The sequence below is a fragment of the Pseudomonas sp. JZ134 genome (assembly GCF_051027695.1).
In the GTDB taxonomy this organism is placed as follows: domain Bacteria; phylum Pseudomonadota; class Gammaproteobacteria; order Pseudomonadales; family Pseudomonadaceae; genus Chryseomonas; species Chryseomonas luteola.
The window spans coordinates 3,287,482-3,306,029 of the sequence record NZ_CP069250.1; the positions used below are offsets into that span (position 1 = coordinate 3,287,482).

At 56.9% G+C, this 18,548-nt stretch carries 13 protein-coding genes; 6 read left to right on the forward strand and 7 right to left on the reverse strand.

Annotated features, from left to right (window positions below):
- Window positions 1-63: 63 nt before the first annotated feature.
- On the reverse strand, window positions 64-2,496 hold the full coding sequence (locus tag JQR86_RS15325; protein WP_010797168.1) for a Lon protease family protein: 2,433 nt from the start codon (window positions 2,494-2,496) through the stop codon (window positions 64-66).
- A gap of 283 nt (window positions 2,497-2,779) precedes the next feature.
- Between JQR86_RS15325 and JQR86_RS15330 the strand changes: the two genes are divergently transcribed.
- From JQR86_RS15330 to JQR86_RS15340, 3 genes are all read left to right on the forward strand, one after another.
- The gene (locus JQR86_RS15330) at window positions 2,780-3,160 is read left to right on the forward strand and encodes a hypothetical protein (protein ID WP_010797167.1); all 381 of its coding nucleotides are present in this window, start codon (window positions 2,780-2,782) and stop codon (window positions 3,158-3,160) included.
- A 107-nt stretch (window positions 3,161-3,267) separates the two neighbouring features.
- On the forward strand, window positions 3,268-4,215 hold the full coding sequence (gene rhtA, locus JQR86_RS15335; RefSeq protein WP_434153841.1) for a threonine/homoserine exporter RhtA: 948 nt from the start codon (window positions 3,268-3,270) through the stop codon (window positions 4,213-4,215).
- Window positions 4,216-4,713 carry a gluconokinase gene (locus JQR86_RS15340; RefSeq protein WP_010797165.1) on the forward strand — a complete coding sequence of 166 codons (498 nt, stop codon included), beginning with the start codon at window positions 4,216-4,218 and terminating at the stop codon, window positions 4,711-4,713.
- A gap of 47 nt (window positions 4,714-4,760) precedes the next feature.
- On the opposite strand, the gene ettA is transcribed toward JQR86_RS15340, so the two are convergent.
- Entirely contained in the window at window positions 4,761-6,425 is a 1,665-nt protein-coding gene (ettA, locus tag JQR86_RS15345) for an energy-dependent translational throttle protein EttA (protein ID WP_010797164.1), read from the reverse strand.
- 296 nt (window positions 6,426-6,721) lie between these two features.
- Between ettA and JQR86_RS15350 the strand changes: the two genes are divergently transcribed.
- The gene (locus tag JQR86_RS15350) at window positions 6,722-10,891 is read left to right on the forward strand and encodes a sensor domain-containing protein (protein ID WP_434153842.1); all 4,170 of its coding nucleotides are present in this window, start codon (window positions 6,722-6,724) and stop codon (window positions 10,889-10,891) included.
- A gap of 110 nt (window positions 10,892-11,001) precedes the next feature.
- Complete coding sequence (glyA, locus tag JQR86_RS15355; RefSeq protein ID WP_010797161.1) at window positions 11,002-12,255, forward strand: serine hydroxymethyltransferase; 1,254 nt, start codon at window positions 11,002-11,004, stop codon at window positions 12,253-12,255.
- 49 nt (window positions 12,256-12,304) lie between these two features.
- Here glyA and yjiA read toward each other — a convergent pair whose 3' ends face one another.
- The 3 genes from yjiA to JQR86_RS15370 form a co-directional block, all read right to left on the reverse strand.
- A complete protein-coding gene (yjiA, locus tag JQR86_RS15360) occupies window positions 12,305-13,282 on the reverse strand; it encodes a GTPase (RefSeq protein ID WP_010797160.1) in 978 nt (325 codons plus the stop codon).
- Window positions 13,283-13,350: 68 nt separating this feature from the next.
- The gene (locus JQR86_RS15365; RefSeq protein ID WP_010797159.1) at window positions 13,351-13,554 is read right to left on the reverse strand and encodes a YbdD/YjiX family protein; all 204 of its coding nucleotides are present in this window, start codon (window positions 13,552-13,554) and stop codon (window positions 13,351-13,353) included.
- Between the two features lie 12 nt (window positions 13,555-13,566).
- Window positions 13,567-15,633 (reverse strand): carbon starvation CstA family protein, encoded by a 2,067-nt coding sequence (locus JQR86_RS15370; protein ID WP_074822916.1) that lies wholly within the window; start codon window positions 15,631-15,633, stop codon window positions 13,567-13,569.
- Window positions 15,634-15,941: 308 nt separating this feature from the next.
- Between JQR86_RS15370 and JQR86_RS15375 the strand changes: the two genes are divergently transcribed.
- A complete protein-coding gene (locus tag JQR86_RS15375; RefSeq protein WP_010797157.1) occupies window positions 15,942-16,307 on the forward strand; it encodes a PilZ domain-containing protein in 366 nt (121 codons plus the stop codon).
- 10 nt (window positions 16,308-16,317) lie between these two features.
- On the opposite strand, the gene radA is transcribed toward JQR86_RS15375, so the two are convergent.
- Both radA and JQR86_RS15385 read right to left on the reverse strand, forming a co-directional pair.
- On the reverse strand, window positions 16,318-17,679 hold the full coding sequence (radA, locus tag JQR86_RS15380) for a DNA repair protein RadA (protein ID WP_125887188.1): 1,362 nt from the start codon (window positions 17,677-17,679) through the stop codon (window positions 16,318-16,320).
- A 99-nt stretch (window positions 17,680-17,778) separates the two neighbouring features.
- Window positions 17,779-18,354, reverse strand: coding sequence for an ankyrin repeat domain-containing protein (locus tag JQR86_RS15385; protein WP_407363345.1), 576 nt, complete (start codon window positions 18,352-18,354; stop codon window positions 17,779-17,781).
- Window positions 18,355-18,548: the final 194 nt, after the last annotated feature.

An 18,548-nucleotide genomic window follows, 5' to 3' on the forward strand; every position in this document is an offset into this window, starting at 1 on the left:
CGGTGTGCCATGACCCGCAGGCCATGGCACATCTCTCATTCTTCCGACCTGACCGCTATGTACTCAGTTCTCGTCGTGCGTGTCCTTTTTGCTCTTATCTTTCAATTTGTCGGCCAGTTCATCTTCTATCTCGAGTTCAGCGATGTCTTTAAGCCGCTCGACAACCCGAGCATTCACGCTGCCCTCAGGAAAACGCCCTTGTGCGTCTGGTGCACCTGCCGGCTCACCGACCAGAAGGCTTAGCGCTTCGTCTGCCTGACGAACGGCATAGATGTGGAAGCGCCCCTCTCTAACCGCCTCTACCACGCGCTCATCAAGCATGAGGTTGATTACATTGGCCCTAGGAATGATCACGCCCTGCTCGCCGGTGAGGCCGCGAGCAGCACATAAGCGGAAGAAGCCTTCGATTTTTTCGTTGACGCCGCCAACAGGCTGCACCTCACCAAACTGGTTAATGGAGCCGGTTATGGCAAAACACTGCTTCAACGGTGTACGTGAAAGCGCGGAAATCAAGGTGCAGGCTTCTCCCAGAGAGGCGCTGTCACCATCCACATAGCCATAGGACTGCTCAAGGGCAATGCTGGCAGAAATGGCCAGGGGGAATTCCTGGGCGTAGCGACTCCCCAGATAGCCTGTCAGGATCATCACACCCTTGGAGTGGATCGGCTGCCCAAGACTGACCTCTCGCTCGATATCGAGAATGCCGCTGGCGCCGGGATAGACCGTAGCGGAGATACGAGCAGGCATACCAAAGGCCGAGTCTGCTACCTCAAGAACGGTTAGGCCGTTGCATTTGCCAACCGCGGCGCCTTCTGTATCAATCAGGATCTGACCCGCCATGATGTCGTCCAGCACACGGGCCGAGACACGACCTGTACGGGTTTCCTTGGCTTTCAAGGCACGCTCTACGTGGCCTCGATCGGTCACTTCGTCGCCTGCCAGCTGGCGAATGAAATCCGCCTCGCTGACCAGTTGGAATAGATCACCGATTCGAGCCGACAATCGCCCCTGATGCTCTGCCAGACGAGCACTGTAAGTGGCAAGACGCGCAACTGCCGTTGCGGTCAGGGGCGCCATGCCCTCTTCGGAGGTCCGTGTTTTGAGGAGCTGTGCAAACTGCTCAAGGCTGTCGTCACGCAGCGGAATCTCTTCATCAAAGTCCACCAGCACACGAAACATCTCCTGGAACTCCGAGTCGAGCTCCTGAAGGGTGTAATAGAGCTGCCGCGAGCCAATAATGATGACTTTGATGTTTAGCGGAATAACCTGGGGGGTCAGGCTGACGGTCGCAAAGCGACCAAGATCAGCCAGCGGCGACTCCATCTTGAGCTGACGTGAATGCAGGGCACGCTTCAGGGCATCCCAGACAAAGGGTTCGGTAAGCAGTTTTTCCGCCTCGACGATCAGAAAGCCGCCGTTGGCCCGGTGCAGTGCTCCTGGACGCAACTGTCGGTAGCTGGTGTAGAGCGCGCCTTGATCAGAGCTGTACTCGATGCGACCGAACAGATTGTCGTAGGTGGGATGAGGCTCGAAAATGACCGGTGCACCACTGGTCGCATGGTGCCCAATAACTAGATTGGGCAGGTATTGCTCTTTCAGATCCTTACGGCGCTGTGTGTCCGTTTTGGCATCGTCGATCAGCAGATCGACCACCGTTTTGAGCAAGTCGACCTGCATGGCCTGCAAATAGGCACACACACCCGGGTTGTCATTGTATTTCTCAACCAGCGGAGCCAGCAGCGGCTGGAGAGCCAACGTGATGGTTTCTTCATTCAGGCGGCGCAACTCATTGCTGGACTCGCGACGCCATTGCGGCAGACTGGCCAGCTCCTCATTGAGCCGCTCCTCTAGTGAGGATATATCGGCATGGAACTGTTCGCGCTCCGCTTCAGGCAACTGGGCGAATTCAGCCTCATCCAGAGCCTTGCCCTCCTTCATGGGCGTAAAGGCAATATTGGTACTGTCGCGGTAGAGCGCTACGCTTTTTTCCAACGCTGCACGTTCTACCGCATCCAGCGCCTGGTCGTAGCGCTGGTTGAAGGCTCGATCGATGGCGCTCTTTTTCTGCTGATAGGCAGGATGCTCGAACACGGCTGGAAATGTGGAGAGCAGGTTATCGATCAGCTGCTCGATATCAGCGATGAAGTCATCTCCATTGCCTGGCGTCAGCTCGACAGCACGAGGCTCGCGCAGCTCTTCGAAATTGTTCAGGTAGGCCCAGTCCGAGGGCGTAGGCAAGCGCTTGCCTTCCGCTTTCAGGAACCGTTGCACGAAGGAAAACCGTCCCGTTCCCGGCTCTCCCATGACATATACGTTATAGCCTGGACGTGGCATCGCCACACCAAACTGCAGGGCCTCTACAGCGCGCTCCTGTCCGAGAATACCCCGGAATGGGTCTAGCTCATCGGTAGTACTAAAGGACAGCTGGGCGGGATCAAAGGGACTGGTCAATTCGTCAGGTGCCAGGCGCAGGCCGGCAGCTACAGGATCATGCATCGGAAATCCTTGTGTCGTTCGGACATATCTGTCCGCATTCTGGCGTTGCGAGCCGGATAAGAGCAAGGCATGGCACTGCCTACCCGGTCATCATGGCACACGAAGCGGTCACACCGTTTTGACGAATTTGTGACATGGAAGTGCCTAACTTCAGAAATAACACCGACTCGCCAGTCCGGGGCTACGCTTAAGGGAAGGAAGCAGGAAAAGAAACAGGTTATGCGCAGTCAATCCAAGGGTCTTCGTACTGCGCCAGCGACGAAGTTTGCGCAGGAGTAAGACCATGTGGATGAGAATGTTATTGGCTGTAACGCTACTTACCGGGCTGAGCGGCTGTGAGAGCTACCATGACCAGTTGGTTGCAAAGGGTTATCCACCTCCTTATGCCGATGGCTATCACGACGGGTGTCTGACAGGTAAACAGGCGGTAAATGGCATTGGGGCCCTCCATAAGAACGTCCCCCGCTATGACCAGGAGCGTTATTACGCGCAGGGGTGGGAGGACGGCTACCGCCAGTGTGCCAGCACGGCTCAGAACGAACAGACCCGTCGCTACTATGAAGAACATTGGAGTGAGCACGAGGAGGACTGGGAACGCAGCAAACGCCGTGGAATGGCCCGGGCCCTGCGCGGCGACAGCAAGGAACAGAAAGACAGCAATTGAACGCACATCAGAAACATCCGACGCTCTGGCGTGACGCTACTAAGTAGTGCTCGCTTTGGCTTTCCCATTCTGCTATTGCTCAATCAAAACGGATAAGCACTAGCAGAATGTCTCAACTAAACGCTCGCCCCCTGGCTACTCTCATACCGGTCTGCCTGTTACTGGTGGCAATGATCTCTCTTCAAAGCAGCGCCAGCTTGGCCAAAAGTCTTTTCCCTGTCCTGGGTCCGATTGGTGTAACCGCGCTGCGCCTTCTCTTTTCCGCCCTGCTGCTTGTAGCTGTTCTTCGACCGTGGAAAGTCCTTGGCAAAGGGAAGCCATGGAAATCTCTGGTCGTATATGGCATTGCCCTAGGCATCATGAATGTTTCGATTTATCTGGCCATGCAGCGGATTCCCATTGGAATCGCAGTCGCCCTTGAGTTCACTGGCCCCCTGGCTGTCGCCATAATTGCCTCTCGCCGGCTGATCGATTTTGTCTGGATCATCCTGGCTATTTTAGGGCTGGTATTGCTTTTACCGGTCGGGCATGCTGCCAGCGGTGTAGATCTACTGGGCGCGTTTTTCGCCTTGCTGGCAGGTGCCTGCTGGGCCCTCTACATTGTGTTCGGCAAGAAAGCCGGGGCCGTCTATGGTGCGAGCACCGTTGCGCTGGGCTCAAGCATCGCAGCACTGGGAGTTCTGCCACTTGGACTTTATGAGACAGGTCCCGGTCTGTTTGCGGTGGAAACACTGCCAGTCATTCTGGCAATCGCCGTCATGTCCTCCGCGCTCCCCTACGTTCTGGAAATGATGGCGCTGACAAAGTTGCCTACCCAGACCTTTGGCACCTTGATGAGCCTGTCACCGGCCTTGGGTGCCCTGTCAGGCTTTATCTTTCTCGGCGAAACATTGACCCTCGGCCAATGGACGGCGCTGGCCTGTATTGTAGCTGCCTCTATCGGGACGACACTTACCATCGGGAAATCTTCTGATGCACCTCCCCCTGAATCCGGGGAGGCGCTTGCGGGTGAAGGGACTACCCTTAAAGGATCGAAACCCAATCGTGGAGGATGAATGATTTATCTGATCATGGGTGTATCTGGCAGTGGAAAAACCACTATAGGGGAACGCCTGGCCCAGCGTCTGGGCTGCCAGTTTTCCGATGCCGACGAGTTCCACAGCGACGCCAACCGGCAAAAAATGGCCAAGGGCATTCCTCTTGATGATGAGGACCGCTGGCCGTGGCTGGATGCCATTCGCACTGCGATGCAGGATGCCCATCGCCATCAGCGAACCCAGGTATTTGCCTGCTCAGCCCTGAAGAAGCAGTACCGGGAACGGCTGCAAACCGCCACCGACGGGATCGTTCTGGTCTTTTTGAATGGACCGGCCGAGGTACTCAGCGAGCGCATCCTCAATCGACGCGGGCACTTTTTCGATCCACGGCTACTACAAAGTCAGATCGACACACTTGAGCCGCCCGGTGAGCAAGAGGCGCTACTGGTTGATATTCGCCAGTCTCCGGATGAAATCATAGACAGCATTCTTCGGGCCACTCAGCACAAGAAATAAAAAAGGCCGCAGCATTACGCGGCGGCCTTTGGGTACAAAAGGGCTGATCAGCTCAGCTTTTTGTACTTCACTCGCTTGGGCTGCGTGGCAGCATCGCCAAGACGCTTCTTGCGATCCGCTTCGTACTCAGTGTAGTTCCCCTCGAAGAACACCACCTGAGAGTTGTCTTCGTAGGAGAGGATATGAGTGGCGATACGGTCGAGGAACCAGCGATCGTGCGAGATCACGATGGCGGTGCCCGGGAAGTCCAGCAATGCTTCTTCCAGTGCGCGCAGGGTTTCGATGTCGAGGTCGTTGGACGGTTCGTCCAACAGCAGTACGTTACCGCCCTGCTTCAGCGTCAGCGCCATATGCAAGCGGCCACGCTCACCACCGGACAGGTCCTTGACGAACTTCTGCTGATCGGCACCCTTGAAGTTGAAACGACCGACATAGCCGCGGGAAGGCACTTCATAGTTGCCCACGCGAATCATGTCCAGACCATCGGAGACCTGCTCCCATACAGTCTTGTTGCCTTCCAGGCTATCGCGACTCTGATCGACACTGGCGATCTGTACGGTTTCACCGATCTCGATGGTGCCCGAATCTGGCTGCTCTTTGCCGGTGATCATGCGGAACAGTGTGGATTTACCGGCACCGTTACCCCCGATCACACCAACAATCGCGCCCTTGGGCACACTGAAGCTCAGATTATCGATCAGAACGCGATCACCGTAGCCCTTGGTGACGTTATGAAACTCGATAACCTTGTCACCCAGGCGCGGGCCAGCCGGGATGTAGATCTCGTTGGTCTCGCTGCGCTTCTGGAATTCCTGAGATTGCAATTCCTCGAAACGCTGCAGACGAGCCTTGGACTTGGACTGACGGGCCTTGGCACCGGAGCGCACCCACTCCAGTTCCGCTTTCATGGCCTTCTGGTGAGCCGCTTCCTGCTTGGCTTCCTGCGCCAGACGGTTGGCTTTGGATTCCAGCCAGCCGGAGTAGTTACCTTCGAACGGGATACCGTGGCCACGGTCCAGTTCGAGAATCCAGCCAGCCACGTTATCCAGGAAGTAGCGGTCATGCGTGATGGCTACGACAGTACCAGCGAAGTCGTGCAGGAAGTGCTCGAGCCAGGCAACGGAATCGGCGTCCAGGTGGTTGGTAGGCTCGTCGAGCAGCAGCATGTCAGGTGCAGACAGCAGCAGACGGCACAGCGCCACGCGGCGCTTTTCACCACCGGACAGGTGCTCGATCTTCGCATCCCATGGCGGCAGGCGCAGGGCATCGGCGGCCACTTCCAGCTGCCGCTCGAGATTGTGGCCGTCAGAGGCCTGAATGATGGCCTCCAGACGCGCCTGCTCAGCAGCCAGCGCATCAAAGTCGGCATCCGGCTCGGCATAAGCAGCGTATACTTCGTTCAGGCGATCCTGAGCGTCCTTGATCGCACCAACGGCCTCTTCGACAATGTCCCGAACCGTCTTGCTCGGATCGAGCTGCGGCTCCTGCGGAAGATAACCTACGTTGATACCGGGCATCGGGCGAGCTTCGCCGTCGATCTCCGTATCGACCCCGGCCATGATGCGCAACAGGGTAGACTTACCCGCACCATTCAAGCCCAGCACGCCGATCTTGGCGCCAGGAAAGAAGGACAGGGAGATGTCTTTCAAAATCTCTCGCTTCGGGGGCACGATCTTGCTGACCCGATGCATGGAGTAAACGTATTGAGCCATGGATGAACCTTGGTACTGATGCAAAAGTAGGCGAATAGTATGGCGGGACTGAGCCAAGCTGTCGAAGTCCCTCACACACTATTTGATGGATTGCAGGTTATCGCTTCAGACGACAGCCAAACAATCACTTAAGAATCTGCACCCCGCGGGCGATAACGCAAAGGATATCCCAAATTCTCTTTTGTAATGGTGGACAGGATGATGACGATACCTTCCATGAGCGCCTCACCCAGTGACAGGACTGTCTATAGCGTGTGCGGTTGCCGCTTGTAACTGCACTCTTTTGGAAAACCGATGTGAAAGCTTCTGCCGGCCTACCCTTACAAAACCTGCTGACGCGCTCTCCTGCACTCCGTATGTTGAAGTGGGTGCTGGCTGGGCTGATTCTGTTATTGCTGGGTGTATTGTCCTGGCAACTCCATAAGGAGCTGAATCAGCGAAGTGCCATGCTGGGCAGCTTCGCTCGGGAGCAGAGCCTGCAAAAGGCCGAATATATCGAGCAAGCCCTTGCGTTTCTTGCTCACCAAGCGGCGGCAGAGCTTGATGACGTAACGCCGGAGACAGGCATCGAGGCGCTACCGGCACAGTTGCAGGCTATCTATCCCAAGGCCAACCACCTCTATTGGGTTCCAGCCGGCGCGCTTGAAGACCCGTCCTTATTTCCGTCAGCAGTCGACCCAAACTACCTGAGCCCTGCCCTACGACGTTTGGAGGCGAGACCGTTTTATTACGGCTATACGCCTCACGACGGTAGCTATGTGCTCCTCAGGCAGAAAAGCCAGAGCGATCAGGGCTGGTGGCTGATCACGGGCGAAGCCGGGTTAGGGCTGGAAAGGCTGAAAAACCACACCCATGAACTGATCTGGACTATTACAGACAAGGCAAGCGGCGCCACGTTGGCCAGGGATATGCCTGAGGAGCCTGCCGTTTCGGACAGCCAGACCTTTGCCCTCACATTAGATGGCACCAACTGGCAGCTCCGTAGCCATTTGAGCCCTTCGGTCCTGTCTTGGAAAACGCTGTTTTTGTGGCGAGTTGCCACGTTTGTGCTGCTGACTCTATGCGCGTCCCTTCTGGTGTACTGCCTGCAGCGGGAGCAATCCGGCTTTCATCTTTCCTCACGCTCGTCACGGCAGAGCCTGCGTCTGATGATGCAAGCCCTGAATGCGGTAGATGAGTGCGTACTGGTCACCTATGAAGAGGGCCGCCTGCTTTACCTCAACCGGAAAGCCTCCCTTCTTTTGGGCATCGAACAGACAGATGCGGAGCAGCACACCTTGAGGGGTCTGCTCCCTGCACTAGACCTATCAACTCCGCAAGAGGCCGACAAGGATTGGATCGTCGAGCTATCCCAACCTGACGGCCAGCGCAGACTGTTTGCCGTCAGCCGCTACGGCGTAGGCTCGAATCGTTCCTTGGAGGAACTGGAAGATCATACGTCAGCCTTTACCGGGTGCGCCTGGATACTGCGGGACGTCACCGAGCAGCAGCAGGCGCTCCGGACGATAGAAAGTACACGCCAGCGCTACCAGAGCATTTTCGAAGGCATCAACACCGGCATTTGTGTATTGGACTTCTCCCGCCTGCAGCAGGTCCTGCTAGCACATCACATCACAAGTGCCCGGACGTTCTATCAATGGCTTGAGATCAATCCTTCACGGGGCCACGAGCTGCTTGGCCTGATTCGCATCACTGAAATGAATCAGATGGCGCTGACCCTGCTAGGCATTACGACCATTGATCAGGCACTGGCCAACCTGATCGGCGATAGCAAACCCAACGCCCATGGCAAGCGCATGAAGATGATTGCCGCGCTGGCTGAAGGACAGCAGACCCTGGATGTGGAAGGCCGCCTCATAACACCGCAAGGCGATCGCCATCTCTGGTTCTCTGTCCACCTTCCTCCGGCAGAAATGGGATACGAGGCCGTACCGCTGAGCATAACGGATGTATCACGGCGCAAACGCACCGAACTCTCGCTGATTGAACGGGAGCGCTTCTGGTCCGACTTGGTCAAAGCGGCGCCGGACACGCTTTATACCTATGACCTCAAGACCCAGACCATTGATTATCAAAACCATCCGCTGGGCCTCAAGCTTGGCTATAGCGAAGCCGAACTGGACGCATTGGGCCCGGACTACCTGACCACGCTCCTGCATCCGGATGATCACGAGTTATTCGAGCGCCTGCGCACCATGCGGCAGATCATTCAGGAAGGCCAGGTGAACGATTGCCTGGTTCGCTGGCGTCACAAGAACGGCCACTGGTGCTGGTTCGATCTGCGCGAGCAGGCGTTCCAACGTGACAGCCAGGGTCAGATGCGCCAGATCATCGGCCTTGCACTGGATGTCACCGAGATGGTCAATGCCAATGATCTGCTGCGTGACCAGGAGCGTCGCTATCGCCTGCTGGCGGAAAGTATCAGCGACATCATTTTCAGCACGGACCAACAGTTGGCTATCAACTACATAAGCCCTTCGGCTGAAAACCTTCTGGGCTATAACCTCGAAACGCTTTACCAGCTCAACCCCTATGATCTGGCTACGCACTCCCAGCAACTCAAGAAACTGCGGGACTGGATAAAAAAGCTGCGTCGATCGCTTAGGTCAGCTCAGCTGATGGCGGAGGTAGATCAGGAAGCCAGTCAGGTCATTATCCTGGACTGCCTCCACGCCGACGGGCACAAGTTAAGCCTGGAAATGCGTCTGGAAACGCTATGGGACAAGCATGGTCGTTTCGAAGGGCTGCTGGGCATCTGCCGGGACATCACTGCCCAGCGACGCGCGGAAAAAGACATGCGGATGGCCGCTACCGTTTTCGATCATTCGGCAGCCGCCATTCTGGTCACCGATCCGGCCGGCTACATCGTACGCGTCAACCAGATGTTTACCCGTATGACCGGTTACGAGCCAGAGGAAGTCATCGACCAGCAACCGCGCATGCTATGTGCAGACCTTCAGGAAGCTAACCAGCTTTCTCATATCATGAACCATATGGCGGTACAGGGCAGCTGGGAAGGTGAACTGTGGCAAAAGCGCAAGGATGGTGAGCCTTACCCGTCCTGGATCGGCATTACCGGCGTACGCGACGATGAAGGTGATCTGGTCAGCTTCGTGTGTTTCTTCGTGGATATCAGTGAGCGCAAGGCCAGTGAACGACATATTCACCGTCTGGCCTATTACGATGCCCTGACGCTCCTGCCAAACCGCACGCTGTTCCAGGATCGCCTCCACACTGCATTGGAGCAGGCGGCTCACCATGCCAACTGGGTTGTGCTGATGTTCCTAGATTTGGATCGTTTCAAGCCGATCAACGATTCGTTGGGGCATGCTGCTGGCGACCGAATGCTCAAGGAGGTAGCTGTACGCCTAACCGCCTGTGTAGGAACGGAGGATAGCGTGGCTCGCATGGGTGGCGATGAGTTCACCTTGCTGCTGGCCAACCTAGGTAGTCGGGAGGAGGCCATGGCCTGTGCTATCCGCGTGGCCGAAAATATCCTGGAAAGCCTGTCCGAAGCATTTATTCTGGAAAATCGTGAGTTTTTCGTCAGCGCCAGTATCGGGATCGCGCTATCGCCTCAGGATGGCAGTGAGCTCAGTCAGCTAATGAAAAACGCGGACACGGCGATGTACCACGCCAAGGAGGTGGGCAAGAACAACTTCCAGTTCTACCAGGCGGAAATGAACGCCCGTGCGCTGGAGCGCATCGAGCTTGAAGCCGATCTGCGACACGCCTTGCTGCAAAATGAATTTACCCTGCATTACCAGCCGCAGTACCGGTGCTCCAATGGTCAGCTGACCGGCCTTGAGGCCCTGCTCCGCTGGAGCAATCCGCGCCGCGGCAACGTCTCGCCTGTCGATTTCATTCCAGTGCTCGAAGAAACCGGTTTGATCATTCAGGTTGGGGATTGGGTCATCAAGGAAGCCTGCCGCCAGCTGCGCGTCTGGCATGATGAAAAGGTTCGCATTCCAAAGGTGTCCGTTAATCTCTCGGCCCGACAGTTCGCCGACAATCGCTTGGGCGAACATATTGCCCAAATCCTGCAGGAAGTGGGCTTACCCCCCGCCTGTCTTGAGCTTGAGCTGACGGAAAGTATTCTCATGCAGAACGTGGATGATGCGCTGATGACACTCAAAAGCCTGAAAGAGCTGGGTGTATGCATTTCGGTAGATGACTTTGGAACCGGCTACTCCTCGCTTAACTACCTGAAGCAGCTTCCCATCGACATTCTCAAAATCGACCGCAGCTTTGTGGATGGCTTGCCCCATGGAGAGCAGGATGCCCAGATTGCGCGCGCCATCATTGCCATGGCCCACAGCCTCAACCTGTCGGTCATTGCCGAAGGGGTGGAAAATGAAGAGCAGCTCAAATTCCTGCGTGACCATGAATGCGACGAGGTTCAGGGGTATCTGTTCGACAAACCGCTGTCACCCGAGCTGATCGAGGCCCGATTGCGGCTGATGTAGCCGCCATGAATGCTATGCGACCGCTGCATGACGGGTGCTCATACCCAGTCCACTATGGATTGGGATAGAATGCGTCCTCTTTTAGCCCAGCCGCTTTTCAGGGGAACCCCATGTTCAGCCGTGACTTAACCCTCGCCCGCTTCGACGCCGATCTGTATGCCGCCATGGAGCAGGAAGCCCAGCGTCAGGAAGATCACATCGAACTGATCGCTTCGGAAAACTACACCAGCCCGGCTGTCATGGAAGCCCAGGGCTCTGTCCTGACCAACAAGTACGCCGAAGGCTACCCACACAAGCGCTATTACGGTGGTTGCGAGTTCGTCGACAAGGTCGAGCAACTGGCAATTGACCGTGCCAAGCAGCTATTTGGTGCCGACTACGCCAACGTTCAGCCCCATGCAGGCTCGCAGGCCAACTCTGCTGTTTACCTGGCGCTGCTGCAGCCTGGTGATACGATCCTCGGCATGAGCCTGGCCCATGGTGGTCACCTGACTCACGGCGCCAGCGTCAGCTCTTCCGGCAAGATTTATAACGCGGTTCAGTACGGTATCAATGAAAACGGCCTGATCGACTATGATGAAGTCGAGCGTCTGGCGGTTGAGCACAAGCCGAAGATGATCGTGGCCGGTTACTCGGCATACTCGCAGGTACTGGATTTCGCCCGCTTCCGTGAAATCGCGGACAAGGTGGGCGCTTACCTGTTCGTCGACATGGCTCACTTTGCCGGTCTGGTTGCCGCAGGTATCTACCCGAACCCGGTTCCGTTCGCCGATGTCGTGACCACGACGACTCACAAGACCCTGCGTGGTCCTCGTGGCGGCCTGATCCTGGCTAAGGCCAATGAGGAAATCGAGAAGAAGCTGAACTCGGCTGTCTTCCCGGGCGCCCAGGGTGGTCCGCTGATGCATGTGATCGCCGCCAAGGCCGTATGCTTTAAGGAAGCGCTGGCGCCTGAGTTCAAGCAGTACCAGCAGCAGGTCATCCAGAATGCCCAGGCCATGGCCGAGGTGTTTATCCAGCGTGGCTTCGATGTGGTTTCTGGCGGTACTCAGAACCACTTGTTCCTACTGTCCTTGATCAAGCAGGACATCACCGGTAAGGATGCCGATGCGGCTCTGGGTCGTGCATTCATCACGGTAAACAAGAACTCCGTTCCGAACGATCCCCGCTCCCCCTTCGTGACCTCGGGCCTGCGTATCGGTACTCCGGCCGTTACCACCCGCGGCTTCAAGGAAGCTGAATGCCGTGAGCTGGCCGGCTGGATCTGCGACATCCTCGATAACATGGGCGATGAGTCCGTGATCGATGGCGTACGCGAAAAAGTCCAGGCTATCTGCGCCAAGTTGCCGGTTTACGGTCAGTAAGCTCAAGCCTTACGAAAAGCCCGGCTTATGCCGGGCTTTTTCATATGCCTCAGACTTGTGCCGCCTCGAGACCTTCGCGCAGCTCGGCCTCCGGCAATTCCATGCCAATGAAGACGATCACGCTTTCTCGCACTTCGCCCTCCTCCCACTCCCGGTCCCAGTCAGCGCCGTACAGCCGCTGAACACCCTGAAACAAGAGCTTTCGAGGCTCTCCGGCAATATCCAGAATACCCTTGTAACGCAGCAGATTACTGCCGTGCCGCTCAAGTACCCCTTCCATGAAGCGACTGACGCGGTCGATATCGAGCGGACGTTCGGCCTTGAGCGCCAGCGAAGTGATGTTGTCCGGCTTCTGGGTACGCACCGGCGTTAGCGGGCGGAAAAGCATCTGACGATCCAGCTGATCGTTCAGATTGAACCCTCTGATATCCAACAGGACGCTCAGGTCAACCTGACCATGATCCACCACATGAACCGGCGCCCTTCGATTGATGCGTTGCAAACGTTCGCTCAAAGCCGTGAAGGCAGTCTCATCCACCAGATCGCGCTTGCTAACCAACAGGCGATCCGCAAAGCCCACCTGGGCCTGGGCAATGGGTCTGGATAGCTGCTCCTGGGCATGAACAGCATCCACCAGCGTAATGATGCCATCCAGCAGATAGCGTTCGCGCAGATCCTCATCCATGAAGAAGGTCTGAGCAACCGGGCCTGGATCGGCCAGGCCGGTACACTCGATCACCAATCGGTCGAATTCGATCTCGCCCTGGTCGAGCTGCTCCAGCAATACCGTCAGCGCATAGGACAAGTCTTTACTGCCGGTACAGCAGACGCAACCATTGGCTACCTTTACGATGCGTACAGCCTTATCGCCCAGCAAGGCGCCGTCAATGTCGGCCTCACTGAACTCATTTTCGATGACAGCGATCTTGAGGCCATGATCACCTTCAAGCAGGTAACGCAGCAGGGTTGTTTTGCCAGCACCGAGAAAGCCGGTCAAAACCGTTACAGGGATGGGGGTTGTAGACATATAAGCGGCCTTAAATGAAACGGGCCAGGCTAAAAGGCCTGGCCCGGTTGAATCACACCTTGACGTGCTTAGCAGCAGCGGAAGGTCTTGCCTTTGCCGCCACCATAACGCGCTTCCTGCCGCTCACGAAAGAACTCTTCGTAGGTCATGACAGGCAGGTCCGGATGTTTGCCGCGCATGTGCTCGACGTAGGTATCGTAATCCGGCATTCCGACCATGAGGCGAGCCGCCTGCCCCAGGTACTTTCCAAGATTGGCGAGGTCATTGAACATGCGCAGCTCCCATCAGACATTTGTCAGCGGTTGGAAAGGCGTTTCCTTGTCCGTGCGCTGAGGCTTGGACAAAGCGGCATAACCCACCTTCACGGTATAGAACAGCACGCTGGCGACTACGATCAGGAACAGTACGGTCAGAGTCGCATTGGTATAACTGTTGATCATGATCTGCTGCATCTGCTCAACCGACTTGGCTGGCGCCAGAATCTGATCAGCCGCCAGCGCATCGCGGTATTTGTGCGCCTGAGCCAGGAAGCCAACCGCCGGGTTGCTGTCAAACAGCTTGATCAGACTGGCCGTGGTTGTGCAGATCAGCAGCCACACGGCCGGCAATGCAGTTACCCAGGCGTAACGCTGGCGCTTCATCTTGATCAGCACGACCGTACCCAACATCAAGGCAACACCGGCCAGCATCTGGTTGGAGATACCGAACAGCGGCCAGAGCGTATTGATGCCGCCCAGCGGATCGACAACGCCTTGGTACAGCAGATATCCCCAGAGCGCAACGCAGCCACCTGTGCCAATCATATTGGCGATCCAGGAGTCGGTACGCTTGAGTGCTGGTACGAAATTGCCCAGCAAATCCTGCAGCATGAAGCGACCCGCACGGGTTCCGGCATCAACAGCCGTCAGGATGAAGAGCGCCTCGAACAGGATCGCGAAGTGGTACCAGAAGGCCATGGTGTTTTCACCCGGCAGCACCTGATGCAGGATCTGCGCGATACCGACCGCCAGTGTTGGAGCACCGCCGGCCCGCGCCAGGATGGTGGTTTCGCCAATGTCCTGTGCGGTCTGGGTCAGGATCTCGGGTGTTACCGCAAAGCCCCAGGAGCTGATCGTGGCAGCAACGCTTGCGGCATCGGCGCCCACAATGGCCGCCGGACTGTTCATGGCAAAGTAGACGCCCGGCTCGATGACCGATGCTGCCACCATGGCCATGATCGCCACAAAGGATTCCATCAGCATGGCGCCATACCCAATATAACGGGCATCTGTCTCACGGCTGAGCAGTTTGGGCGTGGTGCCTGACGAGATCAGCGCGTGGAAACCGGAAACAGCGCCACAGGCGATAGTGATAAAGAGGAACGGGAACAGGCTACCCTTCCAGACCGGGCCGGTACCATCCACAAACTGGGTAACAGCCGGCATCTTCAGCTCAGGTGCAATGAAGAGAATACCGATAGCCAGCGCGATGATGGTGCCGATCTTGAGGAAGGTCGACAGATAATCACGGGGCGCCAACAGCAGCCAGACGGGCAGCACGGAAGCCACGAAGCCATAGCCGATCAGCATCCAGGTAATCTGTTCACCCGTAAAGGTGAGCCGCGGCCCCCATACCGGATCAGCCGCAATCACGCCACCAAACCAGATGGCGGCCAGAAGCAATACCAGGCCGACCACAGAAATCTCACCGATATGGCCCGGGCGGATATAACGCATGTAAACGCCCATGAATACCGCGATGGGCAGCGTTGCCAGAACGGTAAACATCCCCCATGGGCTGTGGGCCAGCGCTTTCACCACAATCAGGGCCAGCACCGCCAGGATAATGATCATGATCAGGAAGCAGCCAAACAAGGCAATGGTTCCCGGGATCTGCCCCATTTCCTCACGAACCATCTCGCCCAGCGAGCGGCCGTTACGGCGGGTGGAGATGAACAACACCATGAAGTCCTGGACCGCACCGGCAAAGACCACGCCGGCAATCAGCCAGAGTGTGCCGGGTAGGTAGCCCATTTGCGCGGCAAGTACCGGGCCGACCAGCGGGCCTGCGCCTGCAATGGCAGCGAAATGGTGACCGAACAGGATGTGCTTGTTGGTCGGTACGTAGTCCAGACCATCGTTATTGAGAACAGCCGGTGTTGCCCGGTTCGGGTCCAGCTGCATGACTTTGGTAGCGATGAACAGGCTGTAATAGCGATAGGCAACGAGATAGAGCGCGACGGCTGCAACGACGATCCATAACGCATTGATCGTCTCTCCACGGCGCAAGGCCACCACTCCCAAGGCGCAAGCCCCTACAGCCGCGACCACGGCCCAGGGCACGTGGCGGAATACACTCTTGTTATTATTCATAAAGGCTCCATGACAAACGGACAAAGAAGCTGCCGCTCAAGCTTAGTTCAAGCTGGCAATTTCGCCATCAGACCTTGGTCTAGAGCGTTTGGTTTGTAGTGGCCATTTGAATATTCATACCGCAGAAGGCAGATGCCGGATAGTCATGCCGACACCCGCTTGCATCAGCAGACCAAGCCCGGACCTTTTGTCGAACAACCTGCCGTTCGTTGACTAAGCTGTAACGCTAAGCGGCAATACTTTAGACGCCGCGCCTTGGGCCGATAGAATGAGGTGAAGTCACCTCTATCGCATTCAGGAGTAGCGACATGACTGATTCAACCGAACGTCGGCGTTTCAAGCGCTTCGCGTTTGACGCCACGGCGCGGATTCAACAGGGCGAACAGCACTGGACAGCGCTGGTCAACGACATTTCCCTGAAGGGATTACTGACACAAAAGCCTGACGACTGGAGCGGCCGTCAGGAGGTGCCCTTCCAGATCGTCATTACACTGGACGCGGAAACACAGGTCGAGATGAGCGCCGAACTGGTACGGCTAGAAGCCGAACAGCTGGGCTTTGCCTGCCAGCAGATCGATCTCGACTCCATCAGCCACCTGCGCCGTCTGGTCGAGCTCAACCTGGGCGACCAGTCCCTGCTTGAGCGCGAACTGGCGGCCCTTGGCAAGGACTGACCCAGGCGGCTTACTCGAATAAGGCATCCAGCGCCTGGTCAAGACGGGTCACTGCGACCACTTCAAGACCAGCGGGTGCCTCCTTGGGCGCATTGCCTTTAGGTACGATGGCGCGCTTGAAGCCATGCTTGGCGGCTTCCTTCAAGCGCTCCTGTCCACTGGGCACTGGACGAATCTCACCCGAAAGACCGATCTCGCCAAAGACCAGCAGGTCGTGGGGCAAGGGGCGGTCACGTAGGCTGGAGATAACCGCTGCCATCAAGGCCAGGTCCACAGCTGTTTCCAACACCTTCACACCGCCAACGACGTTTATAAACACGTCCTGGTCATAGGTGGGAATGCCGCCATGGCGGTGCAGTACGGCCAATAGCATGGCCAGACGGTTCTGATCGAGACCGACCGTCACCCGACGCGGGTTGGCCAAGTGACTGGTATCGACCAGGGCCTGCACCTCAACCAGCATCGGTCGGGAGCCTTCCCAGGTAGCCATGACCACACTGCCTGGCACGGCCTCTTGTGCACGGGTCAGAAAAATGGCCGACGGGTTGGATACTTCCTTCAGGCCTTTATCGGTCATTCCGAAAACACCCAGCTCATTTACAGCACCGAAGCGGTTTTTCACTGCCCTAAGCAAACGCAGACGGCCATCCGATTCGCCCTCGAAATACAGAACGGTGTCCACCATGTGCTCAAGCACGCGCGGACCCGCCAGGGCACCTTCCTTCGTCACATGTCCGACCAAAAACACAGCCGTTCCGGTCTGTTTGGCAAAACGCACCAGAAGTGCCGCGCTTTCACGCACCTGGGCAACGCCACCCGGTGCGGATTGAAGATGCTCAGTAAAAATGGTCTGGATGGAGTCCACTACCATGACCCGCGGCTTTTCCTGACGTGCCGTGGCAATGATGCTCTCGATGCTCGTCTCGGTCATGACCTTGAGTTTGTCTTCCGGCAGCCCAAGGCGACGGGCCCGCATGGCCACCTGTTGCTGGGACTCTTCGCCTGTCACATAAAGTGCTGGCATACGCTCGGCAATGCGGCAAAGCGTCTGTAGCAAAATGGTGGATTTACCAATGCCTGGATCACCGCCGATCAGCACAACCGACCCATCGACCAAGCCACCACCTAATACGCGGTCCAACTCTGTGGAGTCTGTAGTGAAGCGTGGAGTTTCCTCAACGCTGACCTCGGCCAATGTCTTGAGCACGGCCTGCTGGCCCGCCCAGCCGCCACGGCCGGAGGCACCGGGCGCTGACTCAACAACCGTTTCGACAAGCGTGTTCCAGGCGCCGCACTCGCCACACTGCCCTGCCCATTTGGGAAACGTTGCGCCGCACTCTGTGCAGCCGTACATGCGCTTGGCTTTGGCCATTCCAGGCTCCTGAAAACAAAGCCTGATTATACACCACTGTATGAATTTACAGTTAACTCGATTCGCGTTTCCAGTCCAAGATCTGTTGCAGCGCTAGGGTCAACGGGTCGGGGGCTGGCTGAATTCACCGCGCTTGAGCTTTTCGACATCGTTGCCCATCGCATCCCTGGCATTAAGGTCTGCGCCCTTGGCCGCCAGATCGTCCAGCACACTCTTGCGTTGAAAAAGCGCAGCGTACATGGCGGCCGTCTGGCCGGCATTGTTACGCTGGTCAGGGTTACACTTGGCCTGAACCAGGCGGTGGGCAATGGTAATCTCCCCTTTGAAGATGGCGCCCATCAATGCAGTATTGCCTCGGTTGTCCTGTATGCAGGGGTCTGCACCTGCAGCCAGCAGCTGCTCGACGGCTTCCTTGTGGCCATGGTAGGCCGCCAGGATCAAGGCGGTGTAGCCTTTTTCATCCTGGATATTGAGGTCATAATGAGCCTTGATGAACTCTTCCAGCATCTCCTGACGGCCATCACGGGCCGCATCGAAGAAATAGCTTTTGAGCTGTGCCTTTACCGCATCGGGTGAGGGCTGATCAGGTGTTTTCGCCTCGACTGCAGCCGGCTCGGCTACCGACGCCTCAGGTGGCGGATCAGCCAATGCCAATGTGCTGGTGAGGGAAAGCATCGTAATGCCAAGAAAAAATAAGCGCATAGCGTGTTTTCTCGCGGTCAGGGCTGCCCGTGCGCGAGCGGCATTGGGCATGATCTGGCTTGTGCACTGTCTATGGTTACCCGGCTGGCATGAACACTCGCCAGGCAATTTGTCGGGCTTGCCTATCCAGGCAGGCAAGCCGACAAGGGAGCACGGGCAGGATTAGC

What these genes read in the sequence shown, in the direction of transcription:
- JQR86_RS15385 (WP_407363345.1), bottom strand. Translation starts at nt 18,354, where the DNA reads ATGCTTTCCCTCACCAGCACATTGGCATTGGCTGATCCGCCACCTGAG.
- JQR86_RS15330 (WP_010797167.1), top strand. Translation starts at nt 2,780, where the DNA reads ATGTGGATGAGAATGTTATTGGCTGTAACGCTACTTACCGGGCTGAGC.
- JQR86_RS15375 (WP_010797157.1), top strand. Translation starts at nt 15,942, where the DNA reads ATGACTGATTCAACCGAACGTCGGCGTTTCAAGCGCTTCGCGTTTGAC.
- glyA (WP_010797161.1), top strand. Translation starts at nt 11,002, where the DNA reads ATGTTCAGCCGTGACTTAACCCTCGCCCGCTTCGACGCCGATCTGTAT.
- radA (WP_125887188.1), bottom strand. Translation starts at nt 17,679, where the DNA reads ATGGCCAAAGCCAAGCGCATGTACGGCTGCACAGAGTGCGGCGCAACG.
- JQR86_RS15340 (WP_010797165.1), top strand. Translation starts at nt 4,216, where the DNA reads ATGATTTATCTGATCATGGGTGTATCTGGCAGTGGAAAAACCACTATA.
- yjiA (WP_010797160.1), bottom strand. Translation starts at nt 13,282, where the DNA reads ATGTCTACAACCCCCATCCCTGTAACGGTTTTGACCGGCTTTCTCGGT.
- JQR86_RS15365 (WP_010797159.1), bottom strand. Translation starts at nt 13,554, where the DNA reads ATGTTCAATGACCTCGCCAATCTTGGAAAGTACCTGGGGCAGGCGGCT.
- JQR86_RS15325 (WP_010797168.1), bottom strand. Translation starts at nt 2,496, where the DNA reads ATGCATGATCCTGTAGCTGCCGGCCTGCGCCTGGCACCTGACGAATTG.
- JQR86_RS15370 (WP_074822916.1), bottom strand. Translation starts at nt 15,633, where the DNA reads ATGAATAATAACAAGAGTGTATTCCGCCACGTGCCCTGGGCCGTGGTC.
- rhtA (WP_434153841.1), top strand. Translation starts at nt 3,268, where the DNA reads ATGTCTCAACTAAACGCTCGCCCCCTGGCTACTCTCATACCGGTCTGC.
- ettA (WP_010797164.1), bottom strand. Translation starts at nt 6,425, where the DNA reads ATGGCTCAATACGTTTACTCCATGCATCGGGTCAGCAAGATCGTGCCC.